The organism is Caldithrix abyssi DSM 13497 (genome assembly GCF_001886815.1).
GTDB classification, from domain to species: domain Bacteria; phylum Calditrichota; class Calditrichia; order Calditrichales; family Calditrichaceae; genus Caldithrix; species Caldithrix abyssi.
Window position 1 is genome coordinate 1,358,474 of the sequence record NZ_CP018099.1, and the last position, 15,287, is coordinate 1,373,760.

Annotated in this window: 11 protein-coding genes; 8 read left to right on the forward strand and 3 right to left on the reverse strand. The window is 45.0% G+C overall.

All coding sequences use genetic code 11. From position 1 onward, the window contains the following. Positions 1-203: 203 nt before the first annotated feature. The 6 genes from Cabys_RS05375 to Cabys_RS05400 all read left to right on the forward strand — a co-directional run bounded on the left by Cabys_RS05375 (position 204) and on the right by Cabys_RS05400 (position 4,983). The gene (locus Cabys_RS05375) at positions 204-818 is read left to right on the forward strand and encodes an ABC transporter ATP-binding protein (RefSeq protein WP_006929148.1); all 615 of its coding nucleotides are present in this window, start codon (positions 204-206) and stop codon (positions 816-818) included. Further along, complete coding sequence (locus tag Cabys_RS05380) at positions 818-1,477, forward strand: heme exporter protein CcmB (RefSeq protein WP_006929150.1); 660 nt, start codon at positions 818-820, stop codon at positions 1,475-1,477. The genes Cabys_RS05375 and Cabys_RS05380 overlap by 1 nt, the downstream gene beginning before the upstream one ends. A gap of 64 nt (positions 1,478-1,541) precedes the next feature. Further along, positions 1,542-2,222 carry a cytochrome c biogenesis protein gene (locus tag Cabys_RS05385; RefSeq protein WP_006929151.1) on the forward strand — a complete coding sequence of 227 codons (681 nt, stop codon included), beginning with the start codon at positions 1,542-1,544 and terminating at the stop codon, positions 2,220-2,222. Position 2,223: 1 nt separating this feature from the next. After that, positions 2,224-2,367, forward strand: coding sequence for a CcmD family protein (locus tag Cabys_RS05390; protein ID WP_006929153.1), 144 nt, complete (start codon positions 2,224-2,226; stop codon positions 2,365-2,367). 28 nt (positions 2,368-2,395) lie between these two features. Next, positions 2,396-2,767, forward strand: a complete 372-nt coding sequence (locus Cabys_RS05395) for a cytochrome c maturation protein CcmE domain-containing protein (RefSeq protein ID WP_006929154.1) — start codon at positions 2,396-2,398, stop codon at positions 2,765-2,767. Then, entirely contained in the window at positions 2,764-4,983 is a 2,220-nt protein-coding gene (locus Cabys_RS05400; RefSeq protein ID WP_006929155.1) for a heme lyase CcmF/NrfE family subunit, read from the forward strand. Before Cabys_RS05395 ends, Cabys_RS05400 begins: the two co-directional genes overlap by 4 nt. 141 nt (positions 4,984-5,124) lie before the next feature. Here the strand turns inward: Cabys_RS05400 and gdhA are convergent, their stop codons facing one another. The 3 genes from gdhA to Cabys_RS05415 all read right to left on the reverse strand — a co-directional run bounded on the left by gdhA (position 5,125) and on the right by Cabys_RS05415 (position 9,920). After that, entirely contained in the window at positions 5,125-6,486 is a 1,362-nt protein-coding gene (gene gdhA / locus Cabys_RS05405; RefSeq protein WP_006929156.1) for an NADP-specific glutamate dehydrogenase, read from the reverse strand. Positions 6,487-6,828: 342 nt separating this feature from the next. Further along, the gene (locus Cabys_RS05410; protein WP_006929157.1) at positions 6,829-7,458 is read right to left on the reverse strand and encodes a response regulator; all 630 of its coding nucleotides are present in this window, start codon (positions 7,456-7,458) and stop codon (positions 6,829-6,831) included. A gap of 128 nt (positions 7,459-7,586) precedes the next feature. After that, positions 7,587-9,920 (reverse strand): PAS domain-containing sensor histidine kinase, encoded by a 2,334-nt coding sequence (locus tag Cabys_RS05415; protein ID WP_006929158.1) that lies wholly within the window; start codon positions 9,918-9,920, stop codon positions 7,587-7,589. Between the two features lie 437 nt (positions 9,921-10,357). Between Cabys_RS05415 and Cabys_RS05420 the strand changes: the two genes are divergently transcribed. Both Cabys_RS05420 and Cabys_RS05425 read left to right on the forward strand, forming a co-directional pair. Continuing rightward, positions 10,358-11,644, forward strand: coding sequence for a Glu/Leu/Phe/Val family dehydrogenase (locus Cabys_RS05420; protein WP_006929159.1), 1,287 nt, complete (start codon positions 10,358-10,360; stop codon positions 11,642-11,644). Between the two features lie 118 nt (positions 11,645-11,762). Then, entirely contained in the window at positions 11,763-14,966 is a 3,204-nt protein-coding gene (locus tag Cabys_RS05425; RefSeq protein WP_044281216.1) for a PEP/pyruvate-binding domain-containing protein, read from the forward strand. Positions 14,967-15,287: the final 321 nt, after the last annotated feature.

A 15,287-nucleotide genomic window follows, 5' to 3' on the forward strand; every position in this document is an offset into this window, starting at 1 on the left:
TACTTGTTTTATCTGTCGCCCAGAATTTACAAATTTTTTGAATTTTACTCAAACTGAATTTGCAACAGCCTCCATGGCGAGACAGATCTTAGGAAAGAAGCTTTCCAAAAACTTTCTGATTTATTTGTCTCATTCTCTAAATTTGTTTAATTTAAATTTTTTATTTAATAAGAGGTTCTGTTAAGGTTTTGTCAGATTTTAAAATGGAATTGATCGCTGAGAAAATTGTTAAACGATTCGGAAACTTTCTGGTTCTGAGAAATATTAGCTTCCAGGTCAAAAGCGGCTCATCCATTGCCATTACCGGGGCAAACGGTTCAGGGAAAACGACGCTTGTCAAAATTCTCTGTAATTTAATGGCTCCGACGCGTGGAAAGGTAATTTACCGTAATAATGGGAATGTTATTGAACGGGGCGAGATTTACCGGTACATTGGTCTGGTAGGCCCTTATTTGCAACTTTATCAGGAATTAACCGCTCAGGAAAATATTGATTTTTTTGCCCGCATGCGTAATCTGAAAAATTATTCGGAAAAAATCAGAAAGATGATGGAGTTATTTAAGCTGGCCGGTCGTGAGGACGATCCCGTCAAAACATATTCTTCCGGTATGCAGCAGCGTCTGAAATACATTTGCGCCTTAATGCATGATCCTGAAATTCTGTTTGTTGATGAACCGCGTTCAAATCTGGATCAGGAAGGGATACAGGCTGTTTATCGTATTTTAGAAGAACATAAAAAAGAAAAAATTTTGGTAATTTCTACCAATGATCAGGACGATTTATTGCTGGCAGATCAAATAATTAAAGTGGGAAACTGATGAAACAGGTCTGGCTTATTTTTCTTAAAGATATTCAGCAGGAATTTAAAACGCGTTACGCGATTAATGCCATTTTGCTTTTTGCCATTGTAACCCTGAGCGCGGTTTCCTTTTCTATTGGCACCTATACGGCTACGGCGCGTATTCTGGCATCGCTGTTCTGGATCATCTTATTCTTTTCATCGATGTCCGGACTTTCGCATATTTTTATAAGAGAAGAAGAGACGCACACGGCCGATACGCTTAAATTAGTTGCCCGGCCGACCAGTATTTATCTGGGCAAGTTTCTTTTTAATCTGATCTTATTGATGTTATTAGAAGTTATTTTAATCCCTTTATTTATAGCGGTGATGAATTTTAAGATTTTAAATTATCAAATATTTTTACTCACCCTTTTAATCGGCAATTTTGGTTTGGCTGCCGGAGGGACAATGGTTGCGGCGATCATCTCCAAAGCCAGCACAAAGGGAGCGTTATTTACCGTTCTATCGTTTCCCATTCTTTTACCCGTGCTGATCAGTGGAATTAGCGCCACGCGCAAAGCGTCTGAATCCGTAAAACTAATGGAAGCGCAAAACGAACTACAGGCGCTGTTTGCTTATGGGGTTATCATCATTGTAACCAGTGTTTTGTTGTTCGATTTTGTCTGGAATGAATGAGGCGCGGAAGAAATGTGACCGTTAAATCGTTACAAAGATAAATAAAACGGGGGATGGATTGAAGATGTCTAAATTATGGAAAATAATTATTTACCCTGGGATTGTTCTGGTCATTATTGGGGCGTTTACCTGGGCGCCTCTGGAACCCAGAGTGTTAAAAGAATACACGCGTGTCTTCTATTTTCATGTGCCGGTAGCCTGGATATGTGTGGTTTTCTTTTTTATGGCGGCCTATTATAGTTTTATGTACCTGCGCACTAAAGATTTGTTGTACGATGCCTATGCCCAGATTAGCAATGAACTGGGCATTCTGTTTGCCATTCTGGCGACCGTAACCGGCTCGATCTGGGCAAAAGTTACCTGGGGCTCATTCTGGAACTGGGATCCGCGTCAAACATCGATCTTTATCCTGCTATTGATTTATGGCGCCTATTTTTCGTTACGCTCTGCCGTGGAGCAGGAGGATCGTAAAGCGCGATTGTCTGCAGTCTATTCTTTGTTGGCCTTTGTAACCGTACCGTTTTTTATTTTCATCGTGCCGCGCATCTACTTTTCATTGCATCCTGACCCGGTAATTAATACCCAGGGGAAAATTCATCTGGAATTTCGCCAACGCATCGTCTTCTTTTCTTCTCTGTTTTTTCATACGCTTTTATATTTCTGGTTGTTTAAGGTGCGTAAGGCTCAGGTAAAATTACAGATGCTTTTACGTTTACATGAAGAAAATAAACTTTTGGAGGAATAAAATGAATCCCGAATATGTGGTTATGATCATCAATCTGGTTATCTGGAGCGGTATTTTTGTTTATTTATGGAAAACAGACCGCGCCGTAAAAAAATTGGAACAAGAGATTAAACATCTACATTCAAACGAGAAATCGGATTCTTAAAAGTTAAACGAAAAAAGGAGCGCCAGATATGCGTTCAAAATATATCATTGGTGGGTTAATCATTGTTGGTTTCACCATCTGGGCCGCAATATCTTTTAACAGTTCGCTTACGCCTTACGTTACCATTGGCGAGGCCAGGCAAAGTAATGAAACGGTGCAGGTTAAAGGCGAACGCGTGGGGAGCGGGCATTTCGACGTGAAGACCAATCAGTTCAGGTTTCAGATCCGGGATGAAAACGGCGAATTGCTGGATGTCGTTTATGATGGAGCCAAACCCGGTAATTTTGATCAGGCCTCGCACATTGTTTGTGTAGGCAAGTATGAAAACGGCGTATTTCATGCCAAAGAACTTCTGGTCAAATGCCCTTCCAAGTATCAACCAGAAGGGAGCGAGCTATGATTACTGGCATTATGGCTACCGTACTAACGTTTGTAGCCCTGATGTTGAGCGTGGTCGCCTATTATTTGTACGACCGGCGCAGAGAGGAATCTTTACTTACATTCGCCCGTACCGCTTTTTACGCGGCTGGCGTCTTAATCGTATTTCAAACGGTATTGTTGTTGTATGGTATTTTAGCGCATCATTTTGAATGGAGCTATGTTTTTAGTTATTCTTCACGAGATTTAAGCCTTTTTTATCTGATCTCCACATTCTGGGCAGGCCAGGAAGGCACTTTATTATTGTGGCTTCTTTTTGGCGTGATTTACGGCTTGTGGATTCTGCACCTGCGCAAAGAAGACGAGCCTATGGTGATGAGTTTTTTTAATTTGATTATGGCTTTTATTGCCATGATTCTAATTAAGAAAAATCCTTTTACCTATGTCTGGGAAATTAATCCTATCAACTTTGCTGTAGGTGTAATCCCCCCTGATGGCGCGGGGTTAAACCCGTTGTTGCAGGACCCCTGGATGGTTATCCATCCGCCGGTTATGTTTGCCGGTTATTCTGCCACCATGCTGCCGTTTTCTTTTGCCCTTACCGCTCTGGTTAAGAGAAATTATGACAAGTGGGTTAAACCGGCCTTCCCATTTGTCGTTTTTACGGCAATGACCCTGGGCGCCGGTATTATCTTAGGCGGTTACTGGGCCTACACCACCCTCGGTTGGGGCGGTTATTGGGCTTGGGACCCGGTTGAAAATAGTTCGCTCATTCCGTGGCTATTTAGCCTTGCTTTGATTCATGGATTGTTAATTCAGAAACGGCAGGGCGGGATGAAGAAGATCAATTTATTGTTGTCCATTATGACCTTTATTCTTGTGCTCTGGGGAAGCTTTTTAACCAGGAGCGGCATTCTGACTGATTTTTCGGTGCACTCTTTCGGAGAATCGGAAATCAGCTCCTATCTGATTGGCTTTGTGCTGTTGTTTATGACGATTGGACTGCTGATCTTTTTATTCCGCGTTAATGAAGTTAAATATCACCCCGTTCACACCGACCTGGCCACGCGCGAGAGTTTTATGAATCTGGGAATCCTGATTTTGGTTTTAATGGGTATTTTTACCCTTGTTGGAACTTCGTGGCCGTTGCTTAGCGGGCTTTTTAAAGAAAAAGCGGAAAGTTTTGCCATCGAATATTACAATTACATGGCTGGGCCGTTTGCCGTTTTAATGGCCGTTTTGATCGCCATATCTCCTCTTTTGCGCTGGAAAAGTTCAAGCTGGGACAAATTACGCACGGTTGCTGTGCATGCCGTAATCAGCATTGTTCTGGGAATCATCTTCTTCTTTGCCGGTGTAAAACAGATCATCCCTCTGCTAATCATGACATTATCCGTGTTTATGATTTTAATTAACGGACAGCTTGTAATTAAGATGTTGCGCAAAAAGAATTGGGGATTTGGGGGGTATCTGGTTCATACCGGTCTTGGATTGATGATGATAGGTATCATCACCTCTTCGGTTTACGATCATTCTGTTAAAACAACTTTTCCTAAAGATATGCCCAAAGAAGTATTTGGATATGAAATCGTTTATCAAGGGCGAATGCCGGCCGCCAACGGTAAAGACCATGTGGTATTAATGGTTGACGGAAAGAAAACCATGGGCAAGTTTTACTGGAGCGACTACAGCCAGGCCTGGATGGTTGGCCCTTCTGTTGAGAATAAATGGATACGCGATCTTTATATTTCTCCCATTCAAATTATTCCGCCGGAAGATACCATGACCTCGGGACACACGGTGACATTAATTAAAGGGCAAAAAACAGATTTCCATAATTTCCTGTTGCTATTCAAAGCCTATGATATGAATTCGCATCAGATGGGTGCGGATGAAATGATGTTAAAAGCGATTGTGGAAATTTACGACAAAAATAGCGGAGAACTGGTAGGAGAAATACGGCCGGGCATTTCTATCAAAGGAGATGACCGACAACCCCTACCAGCCACCTTTGTGGACAATAAATCAAAAGTTTTCTTAAATGGAATAAATGTCGAACAAAAGTCAATTACCATTGTGGTGAACGAGGCCAATGAAACTCCGGAGGCCGGAAAAGAAATACTGGCTGCGGAGGTTACCATTAAACCCTTTATCAACATCCTGTGGTTGGGCACGGTCATCATGCTTGTCGGCTTTTTATTTTCCCTGTATTACCGTTTTAATGAACGCAGGAAATAAAAGTCTGGTTTGATTGAAGCTATTTGAAAGGCGCCTCCCGAGAAATGTAGATTTTCGGGAGGCTTTTTTATTTTACAGGCATAATAAAAAAAGGGGCGTTAAGCCCCTTTTCGTGTTTTAAGTATTTAGAGAATTCAGGAATTAAACCACACCTTGATCCAGCATGGCGTTGGCTACCTTCAAAAAGCCGCCGATATTGGCGCCGTTTACGTAATTGCCAGGCGTGCCGTAACGTTCTGCCGTTTCAACACAGGTTTTGTGGATGCTCTTCATGATGTGACGCAGACGATTGTCCACCTCTTCGCGCGACCAGGGCAGACGCATGCTGTTTTGTACCATTTCCAGGCCGGATACGGCTACACCGCCGGCATTGGCAGCTTTACCCGGGCCGTAGAGTACGTTATTTTCCAGGAATACCCTGACGCCTTCGATGGTGGTGGGCATGTTAGCGCCTTCGCTGACCAGAAATACGCCGTTTTTAACCATGTTTTCAGCGTCTTTGCCGTTGATTTCGTTTTGCGTTGCGCTCGGGAAGGCACAGTCGGCTTTGATATCCCACATCGGATTGTGATCGAGGTTCGGATCGGCCGGCGTGTAAACCGCGCTCTTGAATTCTTCGGCATATTCTTTAATGCGACCGCGGCGCAGGTTCTTTAATTCCATCACAAAATCTAATTTTTCACGGGTGATGCCTTCTTCGTCGTAAATAAAGCCGCCGGAATCGGACAGGGTAACCACTTTAGCGCCTAATTCAAGCAGCTTTTCGGTGGTGTACTGAGCGACGTTGCCGCTGCCGGAAACGAGACATACTTTGCCTTCCAGCGTTTCGCCGCGTGTGGCTAACATTTCTGCCGCAAAATACACAGCGCCATAACCGGTTGCTTCCGGGCGAATCAGAGAACCGCCCCAGTTGATGCCTTTACCCGTCAAAACACCGGTGAACTCATTTCTGATTCGTTTGTACTGCCCGAACAGGTAACCGATTTCGCGTGCGCCCACGCCAATGTCGCCGGCCGGCACGTCGGTATTGGCGCCAATATGGCGGTAAAGTTCGGTCATAAAGCTCTGGCAAAAACGCATCACTTCGTTGTCGCTTTTGCCTTTGGGATCAAAATCGGAACCGCCTTTGCCGCCGCCCATGGGCAAAGTGGTTAAGCTGTTTTTGAATACCTGCTCAAAAGCCAAAAATTTTAGAATGCCCAGGTTTACGGAAGGATGAAAACGCAAACCGCCTTTGTACGGACCAATAGCGCTGTTCATCTCAATGCGGAAACCGCGGTTAATCTGCACTTCGCCCTGATCATCCAGCCATGGAACGCGAAACATTACCACACGTTCCGGCTCGATAATCCGTTCCAAAATCTTTGCCGAACGATATTCCGGATGACGTTCGTAAACCAGAGCCAGCGATTCGGCAACTTCCAGAACCGCCTGATGAAATTCAGGCTCGTTGGGGTTTTTAGCTTTTACTTCTGCCATCAAATCTTCAACAAACGTACTCATGTCAACCTCCTTAAAAGTTTGAGTGATAGTAAATCTATGGGGATTTTAAAAATGAAAAATCGGAGGGTAAACAAACTTGTAAATTTTTCGCTTCTCATCTTAACTTTCCTGATGATTCTATAGGCAAATATACGAAAGCAAATGGTGGGTAAAAAGGCAAGAAATTATGATTTTTTTGTAGCAGAAATTATTACAAGGGGTTTCTTTGAGATCAACCGGCCTTCACCAAAACAAGGCATAAAGACCGGAAGCTGTTAGCTTTTTTTGCCTTAACCAATAGAGCGTTTACAAATGAATAAAACAAAGCTTTTTGCGATGGAGGCGAAACGCAATCCCGCTTTGTTAAATCAGCTTGTGCTCAAGCACGTAGCGCGTTAATTCAATATTGGACTTAATGTTTAGTTTATGCAAAATGCGATTCCGGTAAGAATACACGGTATGCGCGCTAATCGCCAGAGTTTCCCCGATTTCTTCAGCCGATTTGCCTTCTGCAATCATACACATAACCTGGTATTCGCGGGGCGAAAGTTTTTCGTGTGGCTTTTCGGATAGCTTGCCGGTAAAGGTATTGGCCAGCCGTTCCGCCAGGGTAGGGCTGATGTACTTTCCGCCGGAAATTAGCTTACGAATGGCCGAGATCAATTCTTCCGGCGCGCTGATCTTTTTTAAATAGCCGTCGGCGCCGGAACGAATGGCGCGCAGTCCGTATTGCTCTTCGTCGTAAATACTCAAAATCAAAACAGGCAACGCCGGGTAGCGGGTTTTGATCTCCTTTAGAACATCCAGCCCGCTGCGACCGGGCATGTTGATGTCCAGAATTAAAACGCTCCATTCTTTTTGCGGTAAAAGCTGCAACAATTCATCAACCGACCCGGCTTCGCCTTCGACGATCATGTCTTTTTCCTGAGCGACAATTTGCTTTAAACCGGCTCTTACAATGGCATGATCATCCGCGATTAAAATACGTATCATTTCACTCTCCGCTAACATTGGGTGAAATTTATTCATTCGCTAAATTTTATCATTTGCTTCAATATTTTCTGCTTGTTTATCAGTGTTCACGGCTTCACACTTTTATAAGATTGTTCGTCGTTCCGTGTTCATTGTTCCCCCAGCGGGAGCTCTACTTTTACTCTGGTGCCCTGGCCGGGCACGCCGTGAATTTCCAGGTGCCCGCCGAAAACCATGGCTCGCTCGCGCATGCCCAATATACCCAAAGACTGGGGCGATTCAATTTGCTGTCGATTGATTCCCAGCCCGTTATCGATGACCTCCAGAATCACTTTTTGCGGTGAAATCTTTAAAAATACTGAGATGCGTTTGGCCTGAGCATGGCGCGCAATGTTGGTTAGCGACTCCTGAAAAATGCGGAATAGCGCCGTGGCCCGTTCGCGATCCAGTTCAATCTCTTCTTGCGGAAAATGCGTTTTGCAGGGAATTCCGGTGTGTTTGCTGAATTCCTCGGCCTGCCATTCCAGGGCGGCGATCAATCCCACTTCATCCAGAATACTCGGCCGTAGTTTGGCCGTAATCTGTTGGATGGTTTGAACCGCCTGATTGATTAAATCGGATATGGTGCCAACTTTTGTTTTTACCTGGGGATTATCGATTTCAAAACGTTTGCACAACAGCGAAATTTCAATTTTCAGAACCGTTAATAATTGTCCCAATTCATCATGAATTTCCCGTGCGATCATCGAACGCTCTTCTTCCCGAATATCCTGCAGGCGAGAAGCCAGGTTTCGCAGCTGCAGGCCGAATTTTTTTAATGATTGCTGGGCGCGTTTGCGCTCCGAGACGTCGCGCACAATGGATAAAATCATCGGTTGATCGCGATAGTCAAACAGGTGCGCGTTTATTTCCACCGGAATGCGCCTTTTGTCTTTGCGGAAATATTCGATTTCGTAAATCACGTGTCCATCTTTAACCAGCTTTTGCGTGATCTCTTCGTGTTTGGCGCGATGTTCTGCAGGAATCAACGTTAATGGATTCAAATATTTAAACTCCTCCCGGGAATACAGGTAGGTTTCGATGGCTTTTTTATTGACCTCGACAAAGGGGCCAAAACGTTGTTCACGCGTCAATTGATTGACAAAAACGGGATCGTTGGTCTGATTGAAGAGTAATTTGAAATGTTTTGCTTTTTGTGAAAGTTCATGAATTTGTTTCAGCCAGTGTGTTACATCTTCGATCATGATTAATTTTGCTTCATCACCTGAATCCGATAAAGAAAAGATATTGGTTTTCCACCACACTTTTTGACCGCACCAGAGGATGTGTTTTTCTGCCTTTGAACCGTCTTTAGCGGAGCCGTTATTGTTCTGGAACAGCATCTTTTCTGCATGGAGTTTGCCATCCGCCTGGAAAATGGAGGAATAGGGACGCCCTAAAAGCTCTGCTTCTGTTAAACGAGCCAGTTTGCAAAATGTCTGATTGACGCGGATAAATCGCCTTTCATCATCGATGAGCGCCAGGGCAACGGACGCTTTTTCCCACAAAAATTCCTGCAGGCTCAGGACCTCTTGCAATGTATTTTCTATTTCGCCTAATTTTTGTTCGAATAGGCGAGAACGCCCTGCCGCTGTGAGAAGTTTTTGTTCGGTTTCCACCTGGTTTTGTCTCAACTGCCTAAAGGCTTCAATAATCCGGTCTCGGGTGTCGTAAAATCTTTTTTTTCGAGGAGGTAAAGGTTGTTCGGCCTGCGGGATAAATTTGCGGATTCCCTTAAGAAGTTGCTCCATCCCTCGCCGATATTGCAATACCTTTAAGACAAGAAGAGCGGTTATGAATAATAGAGCGCCTGTGATTAACCAGGCCCATACAAAACCAGTTCTACCGTTGTTCAGCCCTGTTGCGAGGTGTTGTGCGGTCAGCCCGTTAAAGATGTTCTGCAGCGTCAGCCAGCGTTGAGAAAGAAACCTCGCATCTGAGCGCCCGTTGGCTAACAAAGTGACCGTAAAGGTGTTCAAAGGCCTGCTTTGTTTTCTTAAGTCGGCCTGGCGCTCCGGCTCAAATGTCGCCAAAATGGAAATCCTGGCCAGCTCAAAGGCCGCCTTATTTAACCATTTTAAGGATCGGGCATTTTGACTTTGTCGTAATTGATCGATCTGTCGGTTAGTTAACATGAACGTTTCTTGTAACAGTGTAAACAGAAATGTCGTATCGCCATGAGCCAAAATTAATGACGGCGAAAAATGGCGTTTTGGTTCAATCGCCCTTTTTAAGGTGGCGCCGCCAGAGATGTTTTCCAGCTTTACACGCCAGCTTAAGAGATTTTCCGGCGTCAATTGCAAGGCATAACCGTACAAAGAAAATGCCTGGCGCAGTTCTTCTCCGTCTGTTTGCACACGGGGCGTGGAGGATTCTTTACAGGATCCGAACAAAAACAATCCAAGGCCGATCATGACCAGCAATTTGGTCTTGCTTACTCTCATCGATCTTTCACTCTTAATCGTTCCATTTCAATAATTTCAGAAGATTCGCTGTCATTTTCAATTAAATTTAAAGAAAATAAAAGCCCTTGCCCAATTCGACTTGAGCTGGGCTGCCGGAGGGAATGCAAGCGCACAAAAAAAAAGGAACAATGTTTTGGTTTGTTTAAAAATTATTTGCAGGCGTCTTTATTGTGATTGGGCAAAATTTGTGATATTTTTCCTTATTTTGAAACTATACTCAATCTTTTTTTGATATCCTGTAAATATCGTTTCATAACTATTTGTTAAAATGAATGTTACCCGGAAATAATTCTTGTTCTTTCAAAAAGAAATTGAATAAATAAAGAAATTTCTTTTTGCTAAATAAATGCTTAAATTATACCCTTTAACTGGTCGTTGAAAAGAGCGTTCATCATAAATTAAGAAAGGGAAAAGCCATGGCTGAAAAATCATTCAATGCATTTGAAATGGCTCAAAAACAATTTGATAAAGTTGCCGATATGATAGGCCTTGATGAAGGCACTCGAGAACTTTTGAGGAATCCGCTACGCGAATACCATTTTAGTATTCCCGTGCGCATGGACGATGGAAGCGTTAAGGTCTTTCGAGGATTCCGCGTTCAGCACAATGATGCGCGCGGCCCGGCTAAAGGCGGCATTCGCTTTCATCCGCAGGAAACGGTGGACACCGTACGCGCGCTGGCCATGTGGATGACCTGGAAAACCGCGGTAGCCGATCTGCCTCTGGGCGGCGGCAAGGGCGGCGTCATTTGCGATCCGCATAATCTAAGTCCCCGAGAACAGGAACAGATTAGCCGCGGCTGGGTGCGTCAGGTGTTTAAAAATGTCGGGCCAACGGCCGATGTGCCTGCCCCCGATGTGATGACTAATGCTCAGCACATGTTATGGATGCTGGATGAATTCGAAGCGCTGACCGGCGGACGTTACCCGGGTTTTATCACCGGTAAACCGGTAGGCATGGGCGGTTCGCTTGGCCGCACAGAAGCGACCGGCTACGGACTGATTTTTACCGTGCGCGAGGCCATGAAGCATCTGAATATGAAAATTGAAGAAAGCGTGGCCAGCGTTCAGGGCTTTGGTAATGTGGCGCAATATGCTATTGAAAAATATACGCAACTGGGCGGTAAAGTGATTTGCGTTTCTTCCTGGGATCAAAACGATCAAACTTCTTACGCCTTCCGTAAAATGGAGGGAATCGACCTGCAAGAGTTGCTCGGCATTACCGATCGCTTTGGCGGAATTGACAAGGACAAAGCCCGCGAATTGGGTTATGAGGTTTTGCCGGGCGACCAGTGGTTGGATCAGGATGTAGATGTATTGCTGCCCTGCGCGCTTGAAAACCAGATTACAGCAGACAATGTGGAGCGCATTAGCAAACGCGTTAAGCTGATTGCAGAAGGCGCCAACGGGCCTACCACGCCAGAAGCCGACGCTGTTCTGGAAAAACGGGGCGTTTTTGTGGTGCCGGACTTTTTAGCCAACGCTGGCGGGGTTACCTGCAGCTATTTTGAGCAGGTGCAAAGCAACATGAATTTTTACTGGCCCAAAGAAGAAGTGCTGGAACGACTGGATGATAAAATGACCTCCGCTTTCTGGTCGGTCGCTAATCTGGCCGACAAACGCAAATTGTACATGCGTGATGCGGCTTACATTATTGCCATCGAGCGTGTGGCGCAGGCCTGCAAAGATCGCGGTTGGGTCTGATTCCTGAATTTTTTTGCTCCTCCCTTACTCGAAATCCGGTGGCAATTGGCCGCCGGATTTCTTATCTTTATTGCTATCAAGTAAACTTAATCAACCGTATTCATTTAATGTTGGATGTATGATGACCAGAAAAAAACAAATCCAATCCATCGATAAATTAATCGACACCCTCGAAGAACGGGTAAAAGAGCTCAACGTTCTTTATGAGATTGAAGAAATTTTGCACCATGATGAACTGACGATCGACGATGTTTTTAAAAGAATCGTTAACTTATTGCCCACCGCCTTCCAGTTCCCGGAAATTTGCAAAGTCAAAATTAAATACCACAACAAAGAGTTTAAGACCGATGATTACAAAGAATCGCCATATGGTCTAACTGCAGATCTTATTTTTCAGGAACGACCGGTTGGCTGGATTCGCGTGTGTTACATCGAAAAGAAGCCGGCCAGCGATGTGGGCCCCTTTCTGCTGGACGAAAAACATCTGCTGGACATTCTGGCTCAACGCCTTTCTTTCCATATTATGTACGTCAAATTAAAAAAGATCTTTGATAAGTGGGAAACTACCAAACGCAGGTTTTCCGGGCACCGCTCTGAGGAATGGGAGGTGATCCTTGAGCTTTTAAAACGTACCGATCCGGACCTTTACTTTCGCATTGCGCGCAAAATGTTGAATTTACTGGTCTGGAAAGGAGTCGAGGAGGCAAACGAGCTATTACAGCAATTTAATCCCTATGCCGCATTTGAAAAAGAGTCAAGACTTTTGGGCGAAGTTAACGAGCCGCTAAAAAAGGAAAATGTAGCCGATCTTAATAAACGTGCGGTCGAAATTTTCGAATTGGCGTCGAGATATTTAACTCATACTGAAATTCTTTCTAAAATTCAACAATGGATCCAGGAAGATAAAACCAGCTTTCTGGTGCGCGCCACTTCCGACAGCAACAGCTCGCTAACCGATATAAGCGAAGCCTTGCGCCGATATTACCAAATCAACCCCGAAGGCATGGCTCTGGCGCCTTCTTCTTTAATTGGGGTGCGCGCTTCCTTGATACGCCGCTTTTTCACCGACCAGCTTGAGTTTATTAACATTGCCAAACACTATGTGCGCGTAAGAGATTTTTATGAATTGTTGAAGCGCATGATCTTTCCCATTGGCAGTTACGGTAAACTGGGCGGCAAGAGCGCCGGGATGTTTCTGGCCTATCGCATTTTAAAAACGGTCGAAGACCCGCAAAATTTGTTTGAAAACATTCGTACGCCTAAAACCTGGTATATTACTTCCGATACCATGATCTATTTTATGCACTACAATAACCTGGATGAGTTGCTGGAGCAAAAATACAAACCGGTTAACGAGGTGCGAAAGGAATATCCCCAGGTGGTCCAGCTTTTTAAAAGCTCTCACTTTCCGCCAGAAATTGTGAAAGGGGTGGCCATGGCTCTGGATGATTTTGGCGAAAAGCCCCTGATTGTACGCAGCTCAAGCTTGTTAGAAGACCGTCTGGGATCGGCTTTTTCCGGAAAATATAAAAGTCTGTTTATCGCCAATCAGGGGAGTAAAGCCGAGCGCCTGGAAGCCCTGCTGGATGCCATTGCCGAGGTGTACGCTTCGACCATTGGGCCGGATCCGATTGAGTATCGCGCGGAGCGCGGCCTGCTCGATTTTCATGAAGAAATGGGCGTGATGATTCAGGAAGTGGTGGGCAAGCAGGTGGGGGATTATTTTTTTCCGGCCTTTGCCGGCGTCGCTTTTAGTAATAATGAATTCCGCTGGTCGCCGCGTATCCGGCGCGAAGACGGACTGGTACGCCTGGTGCCCGGGCTGGGCACGCGCGCCGTCGATCGCCTGAGCGATGATTATCCAATCCTGGTCGCTCCCGGCCAGCCATCTCTACGTGCCAATGTCAGTCTGGATGAAATCGTTCGATATTCTCCGCGCAAAGCGGACGTCATTAATCTTAAAACCTGTAAATTTGAGACTGTGGACATTGTTAAGTTGCTGAAAGAGCATGGCTATGATTATCCCATGGTGGAAAAAATTGTTTCGGTTTATGAACATGGAATGATCCGCAATGTCGGTTTTAACACGAATCTGGAAGAGGTGGACCCGGTTGTCACTTTTAACGGGCTGTTTCAAAACACAAAATTTTTGCCACAAATCAAACAGGTTTTAAAGGTATTGCAAAATAAACTGGCCACGCCGGTGGACATTGAATTCGCCCATGATGGTGAACGATTCTATCTGTTACAATGCCGACCGCAAAGTCATTCAAAATTTTCTACCCCGGCTAAAATCCCTAAAGACTTACCGGAAGAGCACACTATTTTTACCGCCAACAAATATATTACGAACGGCATCGTCGATAACATCAAGTTTATCGTGTTCGTCGATCCGGATGCCTATTCTGAAATTACAGATATTAATGAAATGAAAGCCGTTGGAAGGGCGGTGGGAGAGTTGAATAAAATTCTTCCTAAAAGACAGTTTATTTTAATGGGGCCAGGCCGCTGGGGCAGCCGCGGCGATATTAAACTGGGCGTCAGCGTAACCTATTCGGATATCAATAATACGGCGGCTTTAATAGAAATCGCCAGACGCAAGGGCAATTACGTGCCCGATCTTTCTTTTGGCACGCACTTTTTCCAGGACCTGGTGGAGGCTAATATTAAATATCTGCCGCTCTATCCGGACGATGAAAATGTTGTGTTTAAAGAAGAGTTCTTTAAAAATTCGCTTAACTGTCTTTACGAATTACTGCCTTCTTTTACTAATCTGGACCGCGTACTTCGGGTAATTGATGTGTCTCAGGAGACGAATGGTTTGCGCTTTCATATTTTGATGAATGGCGATCAGGAAAAAGCGGTGGGACTTATTGCGCCGCCAGAGACCATTCGCGAGCTGGAAGGCGAGGAGGAGTCTAAATTTTTCGGGCATTCGCTGGCCGATCACTGGCAGTGGCGCCAACAAATGGCAGAACGCATTGCCGAACAACTGGATGCAGAACGGTTTGGCGTAAAGGGACTCTATCTGTTAGGTAGCACAAAAAACGGTACGGCTCAGGCCGGAAGCGATATCGATTTACTGGTGCATTTTGGCGGAACGCCCGAACAACGCAAAGAACTGGACCTCTGGTTTGAAGGGTGGAGCTTGTGTCTGGACGAAATGAATTACATGCGCACGGGTTATAAAGCCGGCGGTTTGCTGGATGTCCACTACATCATCGAAGAAGAGATTCTCGATGAGGAAGATATCGCAGAAAAGATTCGCTATCTGGGCCGGGGCGGATTTAAAAAGTTGCTTCTGTCTAATGAAAAGAATTAAGCTCACAACATTACAATGTAAAATATTTAAGGCGCTAATTTTAAAAGGGAAATTTGCAAGAGAAGAAGGGGGAGGAGCGGAACCGTTTTAACGGTTTAGCGAGTTTCGAGCGGAACTATTGCGGCGCATGAGGGCAGGTAAGTTGCGAATCACGTAAAGAAAGCCAGGCGTGAAAACGCGGCCGCCGGGCTGCAGGGACGGGCCTGGTCTAACAACATGCGCAGTGCAAATATACGGAGTTTCCCTTTCACCGCTGCCGTATGGACGCGAAGGAAACCGTTTCAACGGTTTTTTACGTACCATCGTAACGTTTGTCCCCCC